This is a genomic window from Cohaesibacter haloalkalitolerans (genome assembly GCF_003574655.1).
In the GTDB taxonomy this organism is placed as follows: domain Bacteria; phylum Pseudomonadota; class Alphaproteobacteria; order Rhizobiales; family Cohaesibacteraceae; genus Cohaesibacter; species Cohaesibacter haloalkalitolerans.
The window spans coordinates 414,020-434,202 of record NZ_QNUM01000002.1; the positions used below are offsets into that span (position 1 = coordinate 414,020).

Genomic DNA, 20,183 nt, shown 5'->3' on the forward strand with positions numbered 1-20,183 from the left:
GAACCTGCATGTTTCAAATAATGAAAGCGACCATCTGACGGCAGGCGCGTTTGGTGCGACATGCCCAAAATACGAAATTCATCTGCCGTTGGCAGAATGGGAACACTTGACCAAGGGGCCGGTTTTCTGGTTACAATATAGGAAGTTGAGCCCCATTTCCCCTTGCCGAATTTGATCGCAGACTTGCCTGATCTGATCAAAGTGACTGATCCCGATGCAAGGAAGGAGACCAATAGACATGCCTGAAGACCAAGCCGGGCGACCGGATCTGTTGCGCCGCCTGGAGCTGATGGCGCTGTCCTGTCTCGCCGGCAGGACCGAACCCATCGTGCGCGAGGAGATCCTTGCCGGTGTCGAGCTTTTTGCCGCCACATCCACCCAGCCAACGATGTCCGAACTCTATGCTCCCATGGCAAGCATTGTGATTCAGGGCACCATGGAGGTGACCATCGGGCAGACCGTGCTACATTATGATCCGGGGTCCTGTTTCATCGGCTCGATCGACCTGCCCATCACCAGCCGCATCACGTCCGCCAGCCCTGAGCAGCCTTATCTGGCGCTCAACCTGATGCTGGAACAGGACAGTCTGGCGGACCTCATCGCCGAAGCCATCAATCTGGAACCGGAACAGGGCAAATGCTACGCCCTCGGCCCAGCCTCGCTTGACCTGCTGGATGCCTGCGCTCGCCTGCTCAAACTGCCAGCCAGCCCGGAAGACCTTCCGGTCATGGGTCCCCTGATCCGGCGCGAGATACTCTATCGCCTATTGCGCGGCCCGCAAGGCGGGGCCATCCATCAGATTGTGCTGTCTGATCCGAGGATCCAGCAGATCCGGCGCGCCCTCAACTGGATCCGCACCAACCTCGACAAGAGCGTGCCGATCGAGGACATGGCCAGCTGTGCCGGGATGAGCCAGCCGTCCTTCCGGCGCCACTTTCGCACGGCAACGGGCATGAGCCCGTTGCAATATCAAAAGACCCTGCGCCTGCAGGCCGCCCGCCGGTCCATCCTGGCCGGTGCCGAGGTGAGCCGCGCCGCCTTTGCTGTGGGCTATGAGAGCCCGTCGCAGTTCAGTCGGGAGTATTCACGCATGTTCGGTGTGCCGCCGTCCCGGGATGCCAGCAGGGATCATCGCTCCCCGGTGCAATCCCAGAAGGAAGCGGCCTCCGATGCGGCTTCCCGTGCTGCCTTGTGTCACTGAGCGGGCGGAGCGATCCGTACTAGACTGGAAAGATGGCAGGCGTTCTCCGCAATGATCGGCAAGTGAGCAAGAGGGCCTGCCAGATCATTCTCAGGGGGAGGACCGGAGCCATGCGCGGAAACGGAATGGGATTTGGAATGGGGATCGGCTATGGCGGCATTGGTAGCTGGCTGATCCTGATCATCGGTATCCTGATCATCGCCGCTCTCATCAAGTATCTGCTGAAATAGACCTTTCCATCCTGTGACCAAGCGTTTCATCACGGCAGGAACCGTCCTGATAGCCTTCAAACCGTTGCCTGCATAGCGGCCTTGCAGACTTTCGCAGAATTGTGACTTCCATATGCATAATTTTGTGGCATCATGTCCGACGAATGGCGAATCTGTTGCAAAAGAAGGAACTGCCGGGAAATGATGTGCTTTGCCGCACGGTTTGGATGGATTGGGAACATGCTCCTTCTGGTGGGCGTGATTTCGTTCGTCTATTTCGGCAGCCACTTTTCCCATCCAGGGAATGCAGCCGCGACGCCGCCAAGCCAACCTGTCGTGGAAGAGCTTGCTACTGCGCTGGTGGAATCGGTCGCCCAACCCTGCAAGACATCGCCAGCAGCCCCTGCCAAGCAGCAGGGGCAATGCAGCGCCAAGGTTCTGACCCTGACTGCGGTGCCATCAACCTTCGGTCTGTCGCCTGAAGATGAAGCGCTTTCCTATGGCGGTCAGGTCTTTTCAGCCCGGATCTACTCACCGGACCCTCCCCCTCCCCGTTTTGCCTGACGGCAAGTCCGTGTTCGATTCGGTTTCAAACGAAGGCATCGCCTGACCATTGAGTGCCTTTTTGCGCTTGAATGCTCTGATTTAAGCAGCATTTGGGCGATTGAATCCCGGACATCCAAGCCTTGAGTATTAATCCTTAGACCCCCACATGTTGTGTTCATGCTGTTTGACGGTGGAATATGGGCTTTGTGGCGGATCTTGATCGCTCAGTGGCCGAAAGTTGCCTCAATTGAGGCCGAATATTTCTGGAAGACAATCTTCCCCGTGCAGTCTGGCCAGGCAGCAGGGTGCCAATAAGGTATCCGGTTGCAGACACTCCAGCTTGAGGCTTGGTGAGAGCCTTATGCTTGGTGATTGCCATTGGCCAAATTACACGATCAAAGTGAGTGACGAAACGTGATACAAGAAAAAGATACGCCGCCATCTGTTGGGCTGGACCAAATGATGCCCTCCCGCCGCAGTTTCATCAAAGGCTCGGCCCTGATGAGCTTTGGCCTGTTGGCAGCCTGCAGCACCCGCACGAAACCAACCCTCCCGGACCCGGGCCTCTCCAGCCCGTTTGAAGTGATGTATGGCCCGATGCCCGAAGAGCAGTTCCCGCTGCCCGCCATCGACCTGAGCAAGATCAACAAGAAATTCCTGCGTCAGGAAGTGGCCTACACTACCGATGAGAAGGTCGGCACGCTTATTGTCGATACGCAGAATTTCTTCCTCTATCTGGTTGGAGAAAATGGCCGCGCCATTCGTTATGGCGTTGGTCTGGGACGTGCCGGGTTTGAATGGTCCGGCCGAGCCGTTGTCGCCCGCAAGGCCGTCTGGCCGACATGGACGCCACCGGAAGAAATGATTGCCCGGCAGCCCGAGCTGGAAAAATGGAGCTGGCGCAACGGCGGTATGCCTCCGGGGCTGAACAACCCGCTTGGCGCCCGCGCCCTCTATATCTATCAGAACGGGAAGGACACCCTTTACCGGCTGCACGGCACTGCCGAGGTCTGGTCCATCGGCCGGGCCGTCTCCTCCGGCTGTGTGCGCATGCTCAATCAGGACATCATCGACCTGCACCGCCGGGTGCCTCCGCAGACCCCGATCGTGGTGATCTGAGGCGCAGTGTTGCTTGCACAAAAACGGCGGGGATTGCCCCGCCGTTTTTCATTCGATACTCGTATCAAGCTGAGCCGTTCCTGCCCTAAGCCTTGAGCCAGCCTTCAAGCTTTGCTTCATCCGGCAGGCCACCGGCGTGCACCAGCTTGCCATCAATCGAGATACCCGGTGTGGACAGCACGCCAGCCATGGCGATTTCCTTGGGGTCGGTCACTTTTTCGACGTCGGCATCAAGCCCCAGTTTGGCTGCGGCATCCCGCACCATCTGGGCCGTTGTCTCGCAGCGTTTGCAGCCGGGACCATAGACTTTAACCTGTTTCATGACAGTCACTTTCCTTTTGTCACTCTTGCATTGCAGTTAGAAAATCGCGTTGAACAGGAAGCCGACGGCGAGAATGCCGCAGCTTACCACCGCGATGAAGACCGCGATCAGGCGCAGGGTCAGCACCTGTCGCAGGATCAGCATTTCCGGCATCGAGAGCGCGATCACGCTCATCATGAAGGCGAGCACGGTGCCCAGAGCAGCCCCCTTGCCGAGCAGCGCCTCGACGATGGGAATGACGCCCGCAGCATTGGTGTAGAGCGGCACGCCCATGACCACTGCAACCGGCACGGACCACCATGCGTCGGCGCCCATGATGTCGACCATCAGATTCTCAGGCACATAGCCATGGATCAGCGCACCGAGCCCGATGCCAAGGATGATCCAGACCCAGACCTTGGAGAGGATCTCGCGCACGGCCTCATAGCCCAGCTTGTAACGATCGGACATGGTCAGCGTCTCGCCGCTGAAATCCGCCGGAGCATTGGCCCCCGAATGGATATCCCGGACCCAGTCCTGCAACCAGCCCTCCAGTTTCAGCTTGCCGATGACCCAGCCAGCAACAATGGCAACACCTAGGCCGAAAAACAGATAGGTCAGCGCCACGTTCCAGCCGACCAGACCGACCAGCAGGATGAGCGCAACCTCATTGACCATCGGTGCGGCGATGAGGAAGGAGAAAGTCACTCCCAGCGGCACGCCAGCCGAGACGAAACCGATGAACAGCGGCACGGCGGAGCAGGAGCAGAAGGGGGTCAAAATACCAAGGCAGGCCGAAAGGACATTGCCAACACCCTCGCGTTTGCCAGCCAGCAGTGCGCGGGTCTTCTCCGGGCTGAACCACGAGCGTATCACTCCCATGGCGAAAACAATGAGGGTGAGCAGCATCAGCACCTTGGGCACATCATAGAAGAAAAAGGCAATCGCCTCGCCGGTGTGACTGTGGCGCTCGACAGGGAAGAGTGACGTCACCGCTTCGGAAAAGGGAATGAGCCAGCTGTAAACCGTCCACCACAGGGCAAGACCGATCACCGTCGCCACGATCAGCATGGCGGGGCCCGGTTTGCCTGCTCTTGTCAACAGGGAGCCACGATCCCCGGCCGTTGAAATATCGTCTAGCATGCTTGCTTCTCCGTCAGGTCACATCTGACTGGTGGCCTTTGAACCGATGTGAGCCGTGTACGGTCGGCGGCATGGTGCGGGTCCTTGCGCACCCCTTCGATGGCCGCCATCACGGCTTGTCTTGCCCAGTCCGGGTTGTCCTCGGACAGTGAATAGAGCACCCATTGTGCCTCGCGGCGGCTGCTGAGCAGATTGGCCTCATTGAGAACCTTGCAGTGGCGCGAGATTTTTGGCTGCGGCAGTTCCAGTGCCCCAACCAGTTCACAGACGCAAAGCTCGGTTTCTTCCGCGATAAGCGCCAGAATCCGCAACCGGATCGGATCAGACAGGGCGCCGAATATATTTGTGATATTTTCCATACCGGTTATATACTCCTGTCCGTATATGCAAGTCAATGCATATTCGCTAAAACGCATTGACAAGACACGTCACTTCAATTATTCAAGAATTCTTGATATATTATTGAGGTAGCTTCAAGGATTTTCCAACCAAGCCGACCGTCCTTCCATGCGACCCGCGATAGCCGAGCCAGACACTGGCGGACCGCTGACATCAACAGGATGGACAATGTCTGACATTGGAACCTGTCATAGACCTTAAAAGGACACACAATGAGTGAGAGTCTCTATAACGTGCTTTTCCTGTGCACGGGAAACTCTGCCAGATCGATTATGGCAGAGGCCATCATGAACCGTCTCGGTCAAGGCAGCTTTCGCGCCTTCTCGGCGGGCTCCCATCCCACCGGGCAGGTCCACCCTCAGGCTTTGGCGCTGCTGCAACGGCTCAATTATGATACCAGCTCCGCCCGTTCCAAGAGCTGGGACGAATTTGCCGCCGACGGCGCCCCAAAACTGGATTTCGTGTTCACCGTCTGTGACAACGCCGCCGGAGAGGTTTGCCCGATCTGGCCCGGCCAGCCGATGACTGCCCACTGGGGTGTGCCAGATCCGGCTGCGGCATATGGTTCGGACCCCGAAATTGCGCTGGCTTTTTCCGATGTCTATCGCATGCTGAATTCCAGGATCTCCATTTTCACCTCTCTTCCCCTTGCCAGAATCGGCCATCTGTCCCTGCAACAGAAACTCGATGAAATCGGCAAGTCCTGAAAGAACCTGTCTGAAAGAAAGACGTCTCATGTCCGTTGATGCAAACCTGCCTTCCCATGCCTCCGAGCCCGGCGGCATCGGATTTTTCGAAAAATGGCTCTCCGTCTGGGTCGCCTTGGCGATTGCAGCGGGCCTTGTGCTCGGGGAACTGTTTCCCGGGCTGTTCGGTCTTCTGGCCGGGCTGGAATATGCCCATGTCAACCTTGTGGTCGCCCTGCTGATCTGGGCCATGGTCTATCCGATGATGGTGTCGGTGGATTTCTCCTCCATCAGCCATGTCGCCGACCAACCGAAGGGACTGATCATCACCCTGGCGGTCAACTGGCTGATCAAACCCTTCACCATGGCCGTGCTCGGGGTGGTGTTCTTCAAATATCTGTTCGCGGGCATGATTGGCCCGGCTGATGCGGATTCCTATATCGCCGGTCTGATCCTGCTGGGGGCCGCGCCCTGCACGGCGATGGTGTTCGTCTGGTCGCAGCTGACCAGAGGCGACGCCAACTATACCCTCGTGCAGGTCAGCGTGAATGACCTCATCATGGTTTTCGCCTACGCCCCGATTGTCGCCCTGCTGCTGGGCGTGACCGACATTCCCGTGCCCTGGGATACGCTCATTCTCAGCGTCGTGCTCTATGTCGTGGTGCCGCTGGTTGCGGGTTATTTCACGCGCAAGGCTCTTGCTGCAGGCACAAGAACCGACGAGGCAGTTGCGGCTTTTACCGGCAAACTCAAGCCGGTGTCGGTGCTCGGTCTTCTGGCCACGGTGGTCCTGCTGTTCGGCTTTCAGGGCGGGGTCATCCTGTCGCAGCCGTTGCTGATCGCACTTATCGCCTTGCCGCTTCTCATGCAATCCTACGGCATCTTTGCTATTGCCTATCTCGCAGCATGGATCATGAAGGTGCCCTTCCGGATCGCTGCCCCTTGCGCCCTCATCGGCACCTCCAACTTCTTCGAGCTGGCAGTGGCTGTCGCCATCGGTCTGTTCGGTCTCAATTCCGGCGCCGCGCTGGCAACGGTGGTCGGTGTTCTGGTGGAAGTTCCGGTCATGTTGTCGCTGGTAGCCTTTGCCAACCGGACCCGTCAGCATTTCCCGGCCTAGCTGACGTTGATCTGCCCAAGCCCGCTTGGGTTTGCGAATAAAAAAGCGGCATGCCCACAAGGAGCATGCCGCTTCTGCTGCTTGGGTTCCAGCCCCTCCAGGAGGGCAGAGGGGACCGGGACAGCGGGGAGATTATCAGGCGTCTTTCTGGGCAATCCAGTCGTGGTGCGGGTGGTTCTGGAACCGCCATTTGCGCAGCGGGCCAGCCATGACGTTAAGATAATAGAGGTCATAGCCATAGGGGGCGCCACACGGATGGTAGCCTTCCGGCACCAGCACCACTTCGCCATCATGCACCGTGAAGGTTTCATCCATCGAACCGCTATCATTGTAGACCCGCTGATGGGCATAGCCCTTGGACGGGTTCAGGCGGTGATAATAGCTCTCTTCCAGATGGGTGATGGTCGGGAAATTGTCCGTATCATGACGGTGCGGGGGATAGGATGACCAGTGCCCCGATGGCGTGATGCATTCGGTGACAAGCAGGCTGTCGGCAACGTCATAGTCTTCCATGGCGATCGGGAAGATGTGGCGGGTGTTGGCGCCCTTGCCCTTGGTAACCCGCTCCGGAGCCTTCAGGACCTGAGCCTTGTGGCCACCCATGCCAGGAGCCGAGCAGACGGCCACCTTGCAGTCTGTCACGGCAACAAGCGACCAGTTGCTGTCGTTCGGAATATAGACCGACTGGGGTGCAATCGGATCGAAAACGCTGTCGCGGCTGCCGATCTTGCCGAAAGCTTCGCCAGCGCCGGAAATTTCCGCATAGCCTTCGAGCATGACGAGGATGACCTCGCGGTCGCCAGTGGCTTCGGCTGCCGTTTCCCCCGGTTTCAGGTCATAGAGACCGAAGCCGACATAGGTCCAGCCGGCGCTTTCCGGGGTGATATCGTGAACCTTGCCGCTTTCAGCCTGCGGCTTGCGATGCAAATTGTAAGACATGTCTTTCCTCCTAATGATTGGCCTCGTCTCCGGCTCCGAGGGCAGACAATCTGGCCTCGTCCCAGAGCGAGCACAAAGCTCCATAATTCTCTGTCAACTGACGCACTGCGGTTGCGTCATCCACCTCGCCTGCGAACCACTGAAGCGCCGTGGCGTTCATGATGGTACGGCCGACCGCAAAGCCCTTGACCAGCGGATGGGCAGCAGCAATCCGCAATGCAGGCCCAAGAGCCTCCATATCGGCAGCGAGCCCCAGAACCACCACACCGCGGCAGTGCGGGTCATGGCTCTCGATCTCGTGGCAGGCATTTCGCCAGGCGGCGTCGGTCTTCATCGGCTCCAGCTTCCACCAGTCCGGATAGATGCCGATCTCATACAGCCGCCGGATCAACTTGGCAGCCGACATGTCATCGACCGGCCCTACCGGCGACGTGATCAGTTCAACCAGCAGATCAAGCCGGTTGTTGCGGGCCGCTGCGGCCAGCTTCAGCAGGGTGGCTTCCTGCTGATCCCGCAAGGCGACATCGTCGTCCGGGTGGCAATAGCACAGCACCTTGACGACGTGGTTCTGAGGCCATTCCCGCAGACCACCGCAGTCCGGGCCAAGTTCCTCTTCGAATGCTAGTGGACAGGACGCGGGGAATTCCACCGGGCGCCCGATCCATAGTCCCTTGTCGGCAGCAGCATGCAGAGCTTCCTGACCAACCCGGTTGTCGCACAGGATGCCGTAGCCATCCCGACCGCCGGAAACCTGCATCGTGGCCTCAAGGCACAGCTTCTTGAACGAACCAATACGGGCGCGCGGCACCTTCTGTTCATCGCACATGCGCTCCAGCTGGATACGATGGTCAAAGGCGAAAATCCGGACATCCGGCCAGGCCTTGTGCCGGTTCGTCGACCAATGGATCTGCTCCAGTTCCAGGTCCTTGCGCAAGGCCGGTGTCTTGACGCCGCGTTGCAGGAAGAATTGCAGCTCTTCCCAGCTTGGATAGGCCGGTGTGCAGCCGTGGCGACTGACAGCAAAGGCACCGCAGGCGTTGGCATAGGTCAGGGCCGTGACCCAGTCCTTGCCATCAAGCCAGCCTTTCAGAAGGCCGGACATGAAGCCATCCCCTGCTCCGAGCACGTTGAACACCTCAATTGGGAAGCCGGGGCCGGATTCACCATCATCGAGCGAGCCGGGAATGGCGCCGGTGAAGGCAGTAGCCCCCATCGGGCCGCGTTTGCACACGAGAGTCGCACCAGTCACCTTACGGACGGCCCTGAGCGCCTCAAGCGTATCGGTGGTGCCGCCGGCAATATGGAATTCCTCTTCGGTGCCGACAATCAGGTCAAACAGGGACAGGGTTTCCTGCAACTGCCGGGTGACCTCCTCGGAGGCAATGAAACGGTTTTCGCCATCGCCATGGCCGGAAAGCCCCCAAAGATTGGGCCGATAATCGATATCCAGCGCAGTTTTTGCGCCATTTTCCCTTGCCAGACGCAGCGCCTTGAGCACCGCCGCCTTGGTGCGCGGGTGGCTCAGGTGAGTGCCAGTGGCCGTAACACAGCGGGCCTCGGCAATGAACGCGGGATCGATATCGTCTTCGCACAGCGCCATGTCGGCGCAGTTTTCGCGATAGAAGATCAGGGGGAAGTGTTCCTTGTCGCGAATGCCGAGAATGGCGAGCGCCGTCAGTCTCTGCGGGTCGGTTATCACGCCGCGCGTATCAACGCCAAGGGCTTCCAGTTCCTCCCGGATAAAGCGGCCCAGATGTTCATCGCCAACGCGTGTGATGACTGCAGACCGAACGCCAAGTTTGGCGGTGCCGGCGGCCATATTGGTGGGGCTGCCCCCGATGTATTTCTCAAACGAGCGCATGTCCTCCAGTCTGCCGCCGACCTGGCTTCCGTAGAGATCGACGGAGCTGCGTCCGATTGTTATGAGATCAAGTGTCTTCTGCATCGCTCACCTATTTCTAATCCTCCCGTTTATTTCCAATCCTCTTGTGGACGAGTTGACGTTAGACTAGCAATGAAATATAAATTCTAAAAGAGAAATTTTAGAAATTTTTGTTCTACACACAAAATGTATCAAACTTTGAACAGGGTGTGTCAAATAGAATGAAATTTTCATTCCAATTCTGAAATGGCTCACGTAAGGTGAGCCAGTTTTTCCGGGATACCCCCCACCCAATCCATGATGGAGGTCACTAGCACGATGAATGAAGCATCCATCCCAACCTCGGTCACCGAGTTCGAAAAGAAGATATCGATAATCAAGGACGGCCTGCCCAAACGGCTTCAGGATTGCGCCAGTTTTGTCTTGCGCAAGGGCGACGCCATGGCCTTCCTGACCGTGGCACAGGCATCCCAGGAATCCGGCATTGCCCCCTCTGCCTTCATTCGTTTCGCACAGGCGCTCGGCCTGCAGGGCTACTCGGACATGCAGCAGCTGTTCCGCCGGCAGGCAACGCAGCAGCGCCCTCCCTATCGCTATCGCATCAACACTCTGCGCCAGCGCGGCGAGACGGAAGCTGATCTCCTGTTCGTTGATTTCTGCGACTCATCCATCGCCTCCATTGAGCGACTGATGACCAAGATGGACCCTCAATTGATTGAAAACGCAGCAGAAATCATCTGCAGTAAACCCTATCTGCATGTTGTCGGCCAACGCCGGGCCTTCTCCGTTGCCTGCTATCTTGCCTATGTTCTGGGACAATTCGATCATCGCGTTATCCTGCACACTGATGTAGGATCGATCAAGATTCCCAACACTTTCAATCCGGGAGAAGTGGTGCTGCTGATCTCGTTTGAACCCTACACGTCGGAGGTTGTACTGGTGGCCGAAAAGGCCAAAAGCGACGGGGCACAGGTGGTGGCGATCACCGATACACCGCTCAGTCCCCTGTCTGGTCTGGCCGATGTGAGTCTGGAGGTGGTGGAAGAAGATGTCGGCGGGTTCCGCACCTATTCGGCAACCTTCTGCCTTGCCGCCGCGCTGGCCGTCTCGATAGGCACACGCCTCAATTCGGCATCGGTTGTGAAGGAAAATATATAACTTTAGTCCAAGATCAAAGATTTCATATTGACCCCAAGATAGAATATATGTTCCATTTTCTATCGTATTGGAATGCATCGTCCTGATGCAATTGTGTCTGGCGGGAGGGTCAGACACTGGGAGGTTTAGATGAAATTGAAAGCTCTGGTAACGGGTACGGCAATTGCTCTTGCCCTTAGCGCAAATGCGGCTTTTGCCGCTGACTATGTCATGAAAATCGCAAGTGGCACGCCAGCCGATCCGATGGCTCTGCCGGCATCCGCCTCTTTGGCGATCTTCGAACAGAAAGTGGAACTCTACACGGACGGCCGTGTTGACGTTCAGGTCTTCCCTGATGGTCAGCTTGGCGATCAGCTGTCCGGCCTGCAGCAGGTCAAATCCGGCGAACTGCAGGGCAGCGAACTGGCAATGGGCGTGATGTCCAACCTGTTCCCGAAAATCACCTTCACCGACCTGCCCTATATCATGCCCGACATGGCTGTCGCCCAGAAGCTCTACACCCGCGAAAACCCGGTCATGAAGAAGATCCTTGCCGAGCTTGAGGAAAAGACCGGTGTCGGCATCCTGTTCTTCAGCCCGCAGGCCTATCGCCAGATTTCAACGGCCAAGAAGCCGGTCCACACCGTGGCCGACCTCAAGGGCGTAAAACTGCGCACCATGCAGGTTCGTCCGCATATCGAAATGTTCAACGCAGCCGGTGCCCAGGCAACTCCGGTGCCATGGCTTGAAGTCTATACGTCCCTGCAGACCGGCGTTGTCGATGGTCAGGAAAACCCGCTGGCAACCATCCGTGCCATGAACTTCCACGAAGTTCAGAAATACATCACGCTTGATGGCCATGTTCACCTGGTTGGCGCTGTTACCTATAACGTCGACTGGTTCAAGAGCCTGCCGCAGGACATTCAGGTTGCCATCATGAAAGCAGGCAGCGAAGCTCAGGCTGGTTCTGAAGCACTCGCCCCGCTGAAAGACATCATCGACGGCAAATGGCTGCAGGACCATGGCGTCGAGATCTATCAGCCAACCGCTGCCGAAATCGCCGAATTCAAGAAGGCATTCCAGCCAGCAGCCTTTGCATGGTTTGAAAAGAACGTGGATGGCGGCGCCGAAGTCCTGAAGATGGTTCAGGACGAAATCGACCGCATCCAGAAGAGCTACGAGGATCTAGTCTACTAAAATCCTGGAGCCAAGGCGGGGAGCGGCATAGTCCGCTTCCCGTCCGCTTTTTCCCAAGGTCCGAGGACTGGAAATGCAAACACCGATAAATCCCCCCAACAAGATCGAACGGACGCTGGATGCGGTCAATATGTTATTGAACGTCTTTCTGGCTGTTCTGGTCTTCAGCATCTTTTCCGTTCTGCTCCTGCAGGTCTGCATGCGATATTTCCTCGCCATGCCGCTCTATTGGGCTGAAGAAGCGGCCAAATATCTGATGATCTATGTCACCAGTGTTGGCGCAGCTACAGCCTACCGCCACTATGCCCACCCGCGCCTGATGATCGTCATTTCGATGATCCCGCGCAAGCAGGCCATGTGGTATGACTTTGTCCTGCGTCTGCCCGTCGCCGTGTTCTTTGTCTATCTCATCTATGTGGGCTGGGGCTATGCCAACGCCAACGAGTGGATGACGACGCCGGGGCTGCAGATTTCCTTCTTCTGGCCATTCTTCGCGATCCCGCTCGGAGCGTGCTTTGTGCTGCTCTATCTCATATTGGATGCCATCGACATCCTCTTCTACCATCGCAGCTGGATTCTCGAACCGGAATTCCTCGTCAATGCGGATGCCCCTGTATCGGAGACGCAAAAATGACTTTCGCCTTTTCGCTCATGCTGGTGATATTTGGCTTTCTGGCGATACTGGGCGTGCCTTTGAGTTTTACGACCGGCATCGCCTCGCTCGTCTATTTTCTGGTTTCCGAGCAGTCCATGCGGACGATCATTCACCAGTTCTTCACGTCGATCGACAGCTTCGTGCTGCTGGCAGTTCCACTGTTTGTCATGGCAGGGCACGTCATGGCTGCCTGCCGCATCACCGACAACATCGTCTCGCTCGCCAACCTGATGGTCGGGCGCATGCGGGGTGGGCTCGCACAGGTGAATGTGGTCGCCTCAATGCTGTTTGGCGGGTGCTCGGGGTCGGCATTGGCTGATGTCGCCGGTCTTGGCTCGGTGCTTATTCCGGCGATGAAGAAGAACGGCTATTCGGAGAGCTTCTCGGCTGCGGTCACTGTGGCCTCCTCCGTTCAGGGGCCGATCATTCCGCCATCGATCCCGATGGTCATCTTTGCATCGGTTGCCCAGGTCTCGACAGGTGCCCTGCTGGTCGGCGGAGCCCTGCCCGGTGTGCTGCTCGGCCTCGCACAGATGCTGGTGGTCTGGATCATCGCCAGCCGCCGGGGCTATCGCTCCTCGCACGGCAAATACATGCTGGCAGAAGTCATCAAGATCTGCAAATCCTCTGTCCCCGCGCTGTTGATGCCTGTCATCCTGATGGGTGGCATCCTTTCAGGCGTATTCACCCCGACCGAGGCAGCTTCCGTTGCCGTTGGCTATGCGCTGCTGCTGGGCTTCTTCCTCTATCGCAACGTCGGCTTCAAGGACCTGCTGGTTGTCGGAGCCAAGGTCGCCCGGGATTCGGCTGCCATCTTCTTCCTCATCGGCACAGCCGGTATCTTCGGCTGGATCCTGGCCGTCGCCCACTTGCCACAAATCGCTGCGGAGTGGATCCGCATGAATGCGGTTGATCCGCTGATGGTGCTGCTGGTCATCAACATCTTCCTGTTGATGTGGGGCATGTTCATGGATGCGGCACCGGCCATCCTCATTCTTGGTCCGATCCTGACACCAATTGCAACGGCCGTGGGCATCAACCCGATCCACTTTGGTGTCGTGATGGTGTTCAACCTGATGATCGGCCTGATGACCCCGCCTTACGGGCTGTGCCTGTTCGCCGGGGCGGCGATCACGTCAAACGAGACACGAATAGGGGCGATTTCAAGAGAGATCATGCCATTCCTGTTCATCTCTATCGGCGTGTTGGCCCTGATCAGCCTGTTTCCGGATCTGGTGCTCTTCCTGCCTCGTCTGGCTGGCCTCATGTAATCCGGTATCAAAGCCCCCAATCTCAAGACAACGCTGCCTCTGATCCTTGTGATCGGAGGTGGCAAGAACCGAAATGTTCCGCCACCTGCAGCGCTCTCGTCTGCAGGACCGCTGGAACTCGGCCTTCCCTATCATGGAGAAAGACATGAATACCCCCGTCAAGACACCAGCCCAAGCCACCGTCGAGCCCATCGTGCCAACCGACAAGCGCCTGCATGATATGGCCAGCGCCCTGCGTTTCCTGACCGTTGATGCCGTTGAGGTCGCGCAGTCCGGTCATCCCGGCATGCCCATGGGGATGGCGGATGTTGCCGCCGTGCTGTTTGACAAGATCATGAAATATGACGCCGCCGAGCCGGAATGGGCTGACCGCGACCGCTTTGTCCTTTCCGCCGGACATGGTTCGATGCTGATGTATGCCCTGCTCTGGCTGACCGGTTCTCCCGACATCTCGCTCGACGATATCAGGAAATTCCGCAAGCTCGGGGCCAAGACCGCAGGTCACCCGGAATATGAACAGCTGCGTGGCATCGAGGTGACCACTGGCCCGCTCGGACAGGGCGTCGCCAACGCGGTTGGCATGGCTCTGGCGGAACGGACCCTCAACGCCGATTATGGCGATGCGCTGGTGGATCACTACACCTATGTCATGGCAGGTGACGGCTGTCTGATGGAAGGCATTGCTCAGGAAGCCATCACCTTTGCCGCTCACATGGGGCTTGGCAAGCTGGTGATGCTGTTCGACGACAACAAGGTGACCATTGACGGCAATACCACGCATGCCACATCGGAAGATCAGGTTGCCCGCTTCACCGCCGCCGGATGGCATGTCCAGTCCATCGATGGCCATGACACGGATGCCATTGAACGGGCCATTCTCGCCGCCAAGGCCGACCCGCGCCCGTCGATGATCGCCTGCCGCACTGTCATCGGCCGCGGATCTGTGGCCAAGCAGGGCAAACCTGCCGCTCACTTCGGAGCAATCGGCGCCGAAGATCGCAAGGCCATGCAGGCAATGCTCGGCTGGCCTTACGAGGCCTTCGAAATCCCGGGGGCTGTATTTGACGACTGGCGCGGTGCCGGTGCTCGCGGCAAGGCAGACCACAAGTCCTGGCAGGACCGCCTTGCCGCTGCTCCGACAGCCACCAAGGCAGAGTTTGAACGGCGCATGGCCGGAGACCTTCCGGCAGAAGCTCTCGAGGCGCTGAAAGCCCTGCGCACAGCAGCTCTTGCCGACAAGCCGGTGGCAACGCGCATGGCATCCGGCAAGGTGCTCAACGCCCTGTTCGACCTGATGCCCGAGCTCGTCGGTGGTTCGGCTGATCTGGCCGGTTCCACCCTCACCTGGCCGCAAAAGGCCCGCCCGATTGCCGCTGGCGACTGGGGCGGACGCTATATTCCGTTCGGAATTCGCGAACATGCAATGGCTGCGATGATGAACGGCATGGCCGTGCATGGCGGTCTCATTCCGTTTGGTGGCACCTTCCTGTGCTTCATCGACTATGCCCGCCCTGCGGTTCGTCTGTCGGCGATGATGGAACAGCGGGTCATCTATGTCATGACCCACGACTGCATCACCGTCGGCGAGGACGGCCCGACCCATCAGCCGGTGGAACATCTGGCCGGATTGCGCGCCATGCCGAACCTCAATGTCTTCAGACCTGGCGACATGGTCGAGGCGATGGAATGCTGGGAACTGGCGCTTGCTGCCAAACACACCCCGTCGGTTCTGTGCCTTTCCAGAAACCCGCTGCCTGTGGTGCGCACCGGTGCCGAGGAAAACATGTCCGCTCGCGGCGGCTATGTCCTCAAGGAGGCCTCAAGCGCTCGCAAGGCAACACTGTTTGCTACGGGGTCCGAGCTCCATATCGCCGTTGAGGCGCAAAAGCAGCTTGAAGAGGCCGGGATTCCGACCGCCGTCGTCTCCCTGCCCAACTGGGCCCTGTTCGACAAGCAGGACAAGGCCTGGAAGAACGCTGTCCTCGGCCCGATTGACGCCGTTCAGTTGGCCATCGAGGCAGGCTCGCCTCTTGGCTGGGAACGCTATGTCGGACGCGATGGCATCATCATGGGTGTCGACCGTTTCGGTGCCTCCGGTCCTGCGGATCAGGTGATCAAATATTTCGGCTTCACCGCAGATGCCGTTGTCAAACGCGTGCAGGACGCACTGGCGTAACGAAAAGACGCTCCGGTCCAAACGGGCCGGAGCGTCTCGTCTTCCTTTGCCTCAAGGCGCGTGGTCAGCCCTGTTTGAGGTAGGCCCGCCAGCTGCCAAGGCTGGTGATGTCTTCTGCCCCTTCCGCGCCAGTGGCCTCGCAGATGAAGCCACAAACCTCTTCCCCGCTTGCCAGTTCGACCTTGCCGAGGCCCAATGGCGCCGGAATACCGGCGAGAAATGACCCCAGCCCGGCAAGCGGCATGGCCCAGACCTCTACGGCGATGCCATTCGCCTGCTTTTCCGCAGTCCGGATCATGCCCGGACGCTTGACACCCTCCCCGGCCAGTGCATAGAAGCGATAGCAGGGTGCCGACGTCGTCGCCTCGATCAGATAGGCGTTCCTGTCGGTCAGTTGCCAGTTGAGCGGCAATCCCTCAAGGTGAGCCCCACAGACGGCGAGCTTGACATAGCCAGATGGCAGGTCGGCAACCGGCTTTCTTTGCGGACGCGGCCACGAGGTGGCTCCAAGCCTCCGCTCCCCTGCGGTTTCAAGACAGGCCGACAGTGAAGCGATCAGCGCATCCTTGCCCGAGCTGGCCAACAGGGTGATGCTGCCGGGGCGGCCATCCGACCGCGCCGGGATCGGCACGGCCAGTCCGCACATGTCGAGCAGGTTGACGAAGTTGGTGTAGGTGCCGAGATTGGAGTTCGGCGTCACCGGATCAGCCTCAAGATCGGCGACCGTGTAGAAGGTCGGAATGGACGGCACAGCCAGCACATCCAGACGCGCCAGCAAAGGCTCAACCTTGCGGCTCAGCTCCTTGAGACGATAGAAGCCCCTGAAGGCATCGGTTGCCGAGAGATCATTGGCCTTGCCGACAATCTTGCGTGTAACGGGCAGAATCGCCTCCGGATCATCAGCCATCAGCGTGTCGATGACGCTGTTTCGTTCAGCCACCCATGCGCCTTCGTAGAGCATTTCTGCAATGGCGTAGAACGGCGAAAAGTCCAATGGTTCAATCACATGACCGGCAGCAGCCAGCAGGGCAACGCCTTCGGCAAAGGAGGCAGCCTGCATGTCATCCCCGAAGAATTTGATGCTGTTGCTGTCCGGGATACCGATGCGCAGGGGAGCCTTGATGGCGAACAGCCCCGGAGCCTCGATGGACCGTGCATAGGCGTCCTTCTCATCGAAACCACTGGCGACCTGATGCACCCGATAGGCATCCTCTACCGTTAACGCAAAGGCCGAGATGGTTTCGATGGACCGGCAGGCAGGCACCGAGCCGGAGGCCGACCAGGAGCCCAGCGATGGCTTGAGACCGACAATATTGTTGAGGGCAGCCGGGACGCGTCCGGACCCGGCGGTATCGGTTCCCAGAGCAAAGGAAACGATGCCATGGGCGACACTCACCCCTGACCCGCCAGACGATCCGCCCGGCACGATGGCCGGATCGAGCGCGTTCTTCGGCGCACCATAGGGTGTACGCACACCGACGAGCCCGGTTGCGAACTGGTCAAGGTTGGTCTTTCCAATGACAATGGCTCCGGCCTTGCGCAGCCGCGCAACCACGAAGGCATCCTCGTCCGGCAGATATTCCCACTTGGGGCAGGCCGCTGTGGTTGGAAGCCCCGCCACGTCGATATTGTCCTTTACGGCAAAGGGAATGCCCCACAAGGGCTTGTCCGGATCAAAGGCCCCCAGCGCCTTTGCTTCTGCGATGACGTCTGCTTCATCCCGCAGCGTGATGAAAATGCCCGGATCGGCAACATCTGCAATACGGGCATAGACAGCAGCCACGATCTCTTCTGGCGTGGTACCCGCAGCGTAGGCCTCGTGGATGTCGGTGATCGTCATTGGATGCATCTGGGGCAGCGTCTGGGGCAAAGTCATGGTATCGCGTCCTTGTTGGTTCTCTAAAAGACATTGCCCGTTCGGAGCGAAAACTCTATTGCTATTATTTCACAAAACTGGTGCAATAAATGCACCGCTTATCTGACCGCAGGGGGAGACCATGAAACATCTCCAGGATTTTCGCTATATCGAGGCCGTGATGCGCGCCGGGTCAATCCGCAAGGCCGCCGATGACATGAACATTACGGCTTCGGCGCTCAACCGGCGCATTCAGCGCTTCGAAAGCGAGTTCGGCTATGAGATCTTCGAGCGGCTGCCGCGCGGCGTCCGCCTCAATCCGGCCGGAGAGCTGCTATTACAGCATTTCCGCTCGCAGCAATCGGATCTCAAGCGGGTGCAGAGTCAGGTGGCGGATCTGGCGGGCGAACGGCGGGGGCACATCTCCATTGCCTGTTCACAGGCCCTGAGCCCCTATTTCCTGCCTGCCCATATCGCGGCCTATCGCACCGAACATCCCGGTGTGACCTTCAGCGTCAACATCCGCGACAGGGCCGCGGCGGAGCGGGACCTGATCAACTTCGAAAGCGATCTGGCGCTGGTGCTGGAGCCGGTGCATATGGTCGACTTTGCGGTTCTGTCCGCCATCCCGCAGGTGGTCAATGCCGTCATGCGCAAGGATCACCCGCTGGCAGACCATGCCGAGGTGCGCCTCAGGGAATGCCTTGACTATCCCCACGTGATGCCGACCTCGGCCTATGCGGTGCGGCACATGATCGAGCGGGCTCTGGCCGGAACCTCCCGCACCCTGCAACCGGTCATCCAGTCAGACTCCTTTGACTTCATGCGTCACTATGTGGAATTCGAGGATGCGATCAGCTTCCAGATCTCGATCGGGTTGCGGCTCCCTGCCGACAGCGGTCTGATCAGCCGCCCTATCTCGACCCGCGACATGCCGGCCGGATCGCTTTTGCTGGGCCAGATGAAGGGCCGAACGCTGCCGATCGCGTCTGCGCGCTTCGCCGAGACGCTGATCGTGGCGATGGAACGGCTGAACACCGACCAAACCGGGCAGGACGGCTAAGTGCTGCATTTTTTGCACCGGACTTGGGAAAAAATAGCAGAAGCCAGAAGCGCAAGACGCCGCTACTCTCGCCCATACACATCAATCACCAGCCCAAAATTCGGGACGTCCAAGCGCATTTTCATTGCCTGCCTGTTATTTCGGAGAGAAATCCAATGAAGAAAATTCTCGTTTCCCCTTTTTCTCGTCGTAGCTTCCTGAAAACAACAGGAGCACTCGTGGCCACCACCGCCATGCCGTTCGGCATGCGCTCAGCCCTTGCTGCTGGCAAGCTGACGGTCGGCTTCGTCTATGTCGGCGCCAAGGACGACTATGGCTACAATCAGGCTCACGCCGAGGGTGCCGCCGCCGTCAAGGCAATGGAAGGCGTGACGGTCATCGAGGAAGAAAATGTCGCTGAATCCGTGGACGTGATCAACACCATGGAATCGATGATCAATTTCGATGGGGCCGCGCTGCTGTTCCCGACCTCCTTCGGCTACTATGATCCTTATGTGAAAGAAACCGCCCCCAAATATGCAGATGTCCGCTTCCAGCATTGCGGCGGCCTCTGGAAGGAAGGCGACCCGTCCAACGCAGGTTCCTATTTCGGCTATATCGGCATGGGCCAGTATCTCAACGGTGTCGTCGCCGGTCACATGACCAAGTCAAAGAAAATCGGCTTCGTCGCTGCCAAACCGATCCCGCAGGTGCTCAACAACATCAACTCCTTCCTGCTCGGCGCCCGTTCCGTTGATCCGGAAATCACCTGTCAGGTCATCTTCACCGGCAACTGGTCACTGCCCGTCAAGGAAGCCGAGGCCACCAATGCGCTGGCCGATCAGGGTGCCGACGTCATCACCTGCCATGTCGATGGCCCGAAGGTGGTGGTTGAAACGGCTGCAGCCCGCGGCTGCTATGTCTGTGGCTACCACGTCGACCAGAGCACGCTGGCACCGGAGAAATATCTCACCGGCGCCGAATGGAACTGGCCGAGCGTCTACACCGATTTCGTCAAGAAGGCCCTTGCCGGTGAACCGATCGACAACTTTGTCCGCGGTGGCCTGACCGAAGGCTTCATCAAGATGTCGCCACTCGGCCCGTCCGTCACCGAAGCGGCCGCCAAGCAGTTCGAGGCTGTCAAGGCCGAGATCATGAAGGGTGGCTTTGCTGCCATCAAGGGCCCGCTCAAAGACAACAAGGGCAACGTGGTCGCAACCGCCGGTCAGGCATTCCCGGAAACCGACATTGCACTGGAGTCCATGGACTATCTGGTTGAAGGTGTCATCGGCTCAACGAACTGAT

18 protein-coding genes are annotated in these 20,183 nt (G+C 58.6%); 12 read left to right on the plus strand and 6 right to left on the minus strand.

Annotated elements, in window-relative coordinates; translation table 11 throughout:
• The first annotated feature begins 238 nt into the window (after positions 1–238).
• The 3 genes from DSL70_RS05690 (at position 239) to DSL70_RS05705 (ending at position 3,075) form a co-directional block, all read left to right on the plus strand.
• Entirely contained in the window at positions 239–1,201 is a 963-nt protein-coding gene (locus tag DSL70_RS05690) for an AraC family transcriptional regulator (protein WP_245418103.1), read from the plus strand.
• A 449-nt stretch (positions 1,202–1,650) separates the two neighbouring features.
• Positions 1,651–1,974 carry a hypothetical protein gene (locus DSL70_RS05700; RefSeq protein WP_162916387.1) on the plus strand — a complete coding sequence of 108 codons (324 nt, stop codon included), beginning with the start codon at positions 1,651–1,653 and terminating at the stop codon, positions 1,972–1,974.
• Positions 1,975–2,418: 444 nt separating this feature from the next.
• Positions 2,419–3,075 (plus strand): L,D-transpeptidase, encoded by a 657-nt coding sequence (locus DSL70_RS05705; RefSeq protein ID WP_205563195.1) that lies wholly within the window; start codon positions 2,419–2,421, stop codon positions 3,073–3,075.
• A gap of 85 nt (positions 3,076–3,160) precedes the next feature.
• Here DSL70_RS05705 and DSL70_RS05710 read toward each other — a convergent pair whose 3' ends face one another.
• The 3 genes from DSL70_RS05710 to DSL70_RS05720 all read right to left on the minus strand — a co-directional run bounded on the left by DSL70_RS05710 (position 3,161) and on the right by DSL70_RS05720 (position 4,878).
• Positions 3,161–3,397: a thioredoxin family protein gene (locus DSL70_RS05710; RefSeq protein ID WP_119306938.1), complete on the minus strand. Its 237-nt coding sequence runs from the start codon at positions 3,395–3,397 to the stop codon at positions 3,161–3,163.
• A 36-nt stretch (positions 3,398–3,433) separates the two neighbouring features.
• Positions 3,434–4,447 (minus strand): permease, encoded by a 1,014-nt coding sequence (locus tag DSL70_RS05715; RefSeq protein ID WP_119307291.1) that lies wholly within the window; start codon positions 4,445–4,447, stop codon positions 3,434–3,436.
• Between the two features lie 65 nt (positions 4,448–4,512).
• On the minus strand, positions 4,513–4,878 hold the full coding sequence (locus tag DSL70_RS05720) for an ArsR/SmtB family transcription factor (protein ID WP_119306939.1): 366 nt from the start codon (positions 4,876–4,878) through the stop codon (positions 4,513–4,515).
• A gap of 252 nt (positions 4,879–5,130) precedes the next feature.
• On the opposite strand from DSL70_RS05720, the gene DSL70_RS05725 reads away from it, so the two are divergent.
• Positions 5,131–5,625 carry an arsenate reductase ArsC gene (locus tag DSL70_RS05725; RefSeq protein ID WP_119306940.1) on the plus strand — a complete coding sequence of 165 codons (495 nt, stop codon included), beginning with the start codon at positions 5,131–5,133 and terminating at the stop codon, positions 5,623–5,625.
• A 28-nt stretch (positions 5,626–5,653) separates the two neighbouring features.
• A complete protein-coding gene (gene arsB / locus DSL70_RS05730; protein ID WP_119306941.1) occupies positions 5,654–6,724 on the plus strand; it encodes an ACR3 family arsenite efflux transporter in 1,071 nt (356 codons plus the stop codon).
• 135 nt (positions 6,725–6,859) lie between these two features.
• On the opposite strand, the gene iolB is transcribed toward arsB, so the two are convergent.
• Both iolB and DSL70_RS05740 read right to left on the minus strand, forming a co-directional pair.
• Positions 6,860–7,663 carry a 5-deoxy-glucuronate isomerase gene (iolB, locus tag DSL70_RS05735; RefSeq protein WP_119306942.1) on the minus strand — a complete coding sequence of 268 codons (804 nt, stop codon included), beginning with the start codon at positions 7,661–7,663 and terminating at the stop codon, positions 6,860–6,862.
• A 10-nt stretch (positions 7,664–7,673) separates the two neighbouring features.
• Entirely contained in the window at positions 7,674–9,608 is a 1,935-nt protein-coding gene (locus DSL70_RS05740) for a bifunctional 5-dehydro-2-deoxygluconokinase/5-dehydro-2-deoxyphosphogluconate aldolase (protein WP_119306943.1), read from the minus strand.
• Between the two features lie 255 nt (positions 9,609–9,863).
• Between DSL70_RS05740 and DSL70_RS05745 the strand changes: the two genes are divergently transcribed.
• From DSL70_RS05745 to tkt, 5 genes are all read left to right on the plus strand, one after another.
• Positions 9,864–10,703: a MurR/RpiR family transcriptional regulator gene (locus tag DSL70_RS05745; protein WP_162916389.1), complete on the plus strand. Its 840-nt coding sequence runs from the start codon at positions 9,864–9,866 to the stop codon at positions 10,701–10,703.
• 129 nt (positions 10,704–10,832) lie between these two features.
• Positions 10,833–11,879: a TRAP transporter substrate-binding protein gene (locus DSL70_RS05750; RefSeq protein WP_119306945.1), complete on the plus strand. Its 1,047-nt coding sequence runs from the start codon at positions 10,833–10,835 to the stop codon at positions 11,877–11,879.
• Positions 11,880–12,009: 130 nt separating this feature from the next.
• On the plus strand, positions 12,010–12,513 hold the full coding sequence (locus DSL70_RS05755) for a TRAP transporter small permease (RefSeq protein WP_425359339.1): 504 nt from the start codon (positions 12,010–12,012) through the stop codon (positions 12,511–12,513).
• Positions 12,510–13,805, plus strand: coding sequence for a TRAP transporter large permease (locus tag DSL70_RS05760; RefSeq protein ID WP_119306947.1), 1,296 nt, complete (start codon positions 12,510–12,512; stop codon positions 13,803–13,805). The genes DSL70_RS05755 and DSL70_RS05760 overlap by 4 nt, the downstream gene beginning before the upstream one ends.
• Positions 13,806–13,950: 145 nt before the next feature.
• Positions 13,951–15,981 (plus strand): transketolase, encoded by a 2,031-nt coding sequence (tkt, locus tag DSL70_RS05765; RefSeq protein WP_119307292.1) that lies wholly within the window; start codon positions 13,951–13,953, stop codon positions 15,979–15,981.
• Positions 15,982–16,045: 64 nt separating this feature from the next.
• Here tkt and atzF read toward each other — a convergent pair whose 3' ends face one another.
• Complete coding sequence (gene atzF / locus DSL70_RS05770) at positions 16,046–17,857, minus strand: allophanate hydrolase (protein WP_245418104.1); 1,812 nt, start codon at positions 17,855–17,857, stop codon at positions 16,046–16,048.
• A 121-nt stretch (positions 17,858–17,978) separates the two neighbouring features.
• On the opposite strand from atzF, the gene DSL70_RS05775 reads away from it, so the two are divergent.
• On the plus strand, positions 17,979–18,899 hold the full coding sequence (locus DSL70_RS05775) for a LysR family transcriptional regulator (RefSeq protein ID WP_119306948.1): 921 nt from the start codon (positions 17,979–17,981) through the stop codon (positions 18,897–18,899).
• A 155-nt stretch (positions 18,900–19,054) separates the two neighbouring features.
• The gene (locus DSL70_RS05780) at positions 19,055–20,182 is read left to right on the plus strand and encodes a BMP family ABC transporter substrate-binding protein (RefSeq protein ID WP_119306949.1); all 1,128 of its coding nucleotides are present in this window, start codon (positions 19,055–19,057) and stop codon (positions 20,180–20,182) included.
• Position 20,183: the final 1 nt, after the last annotated feature.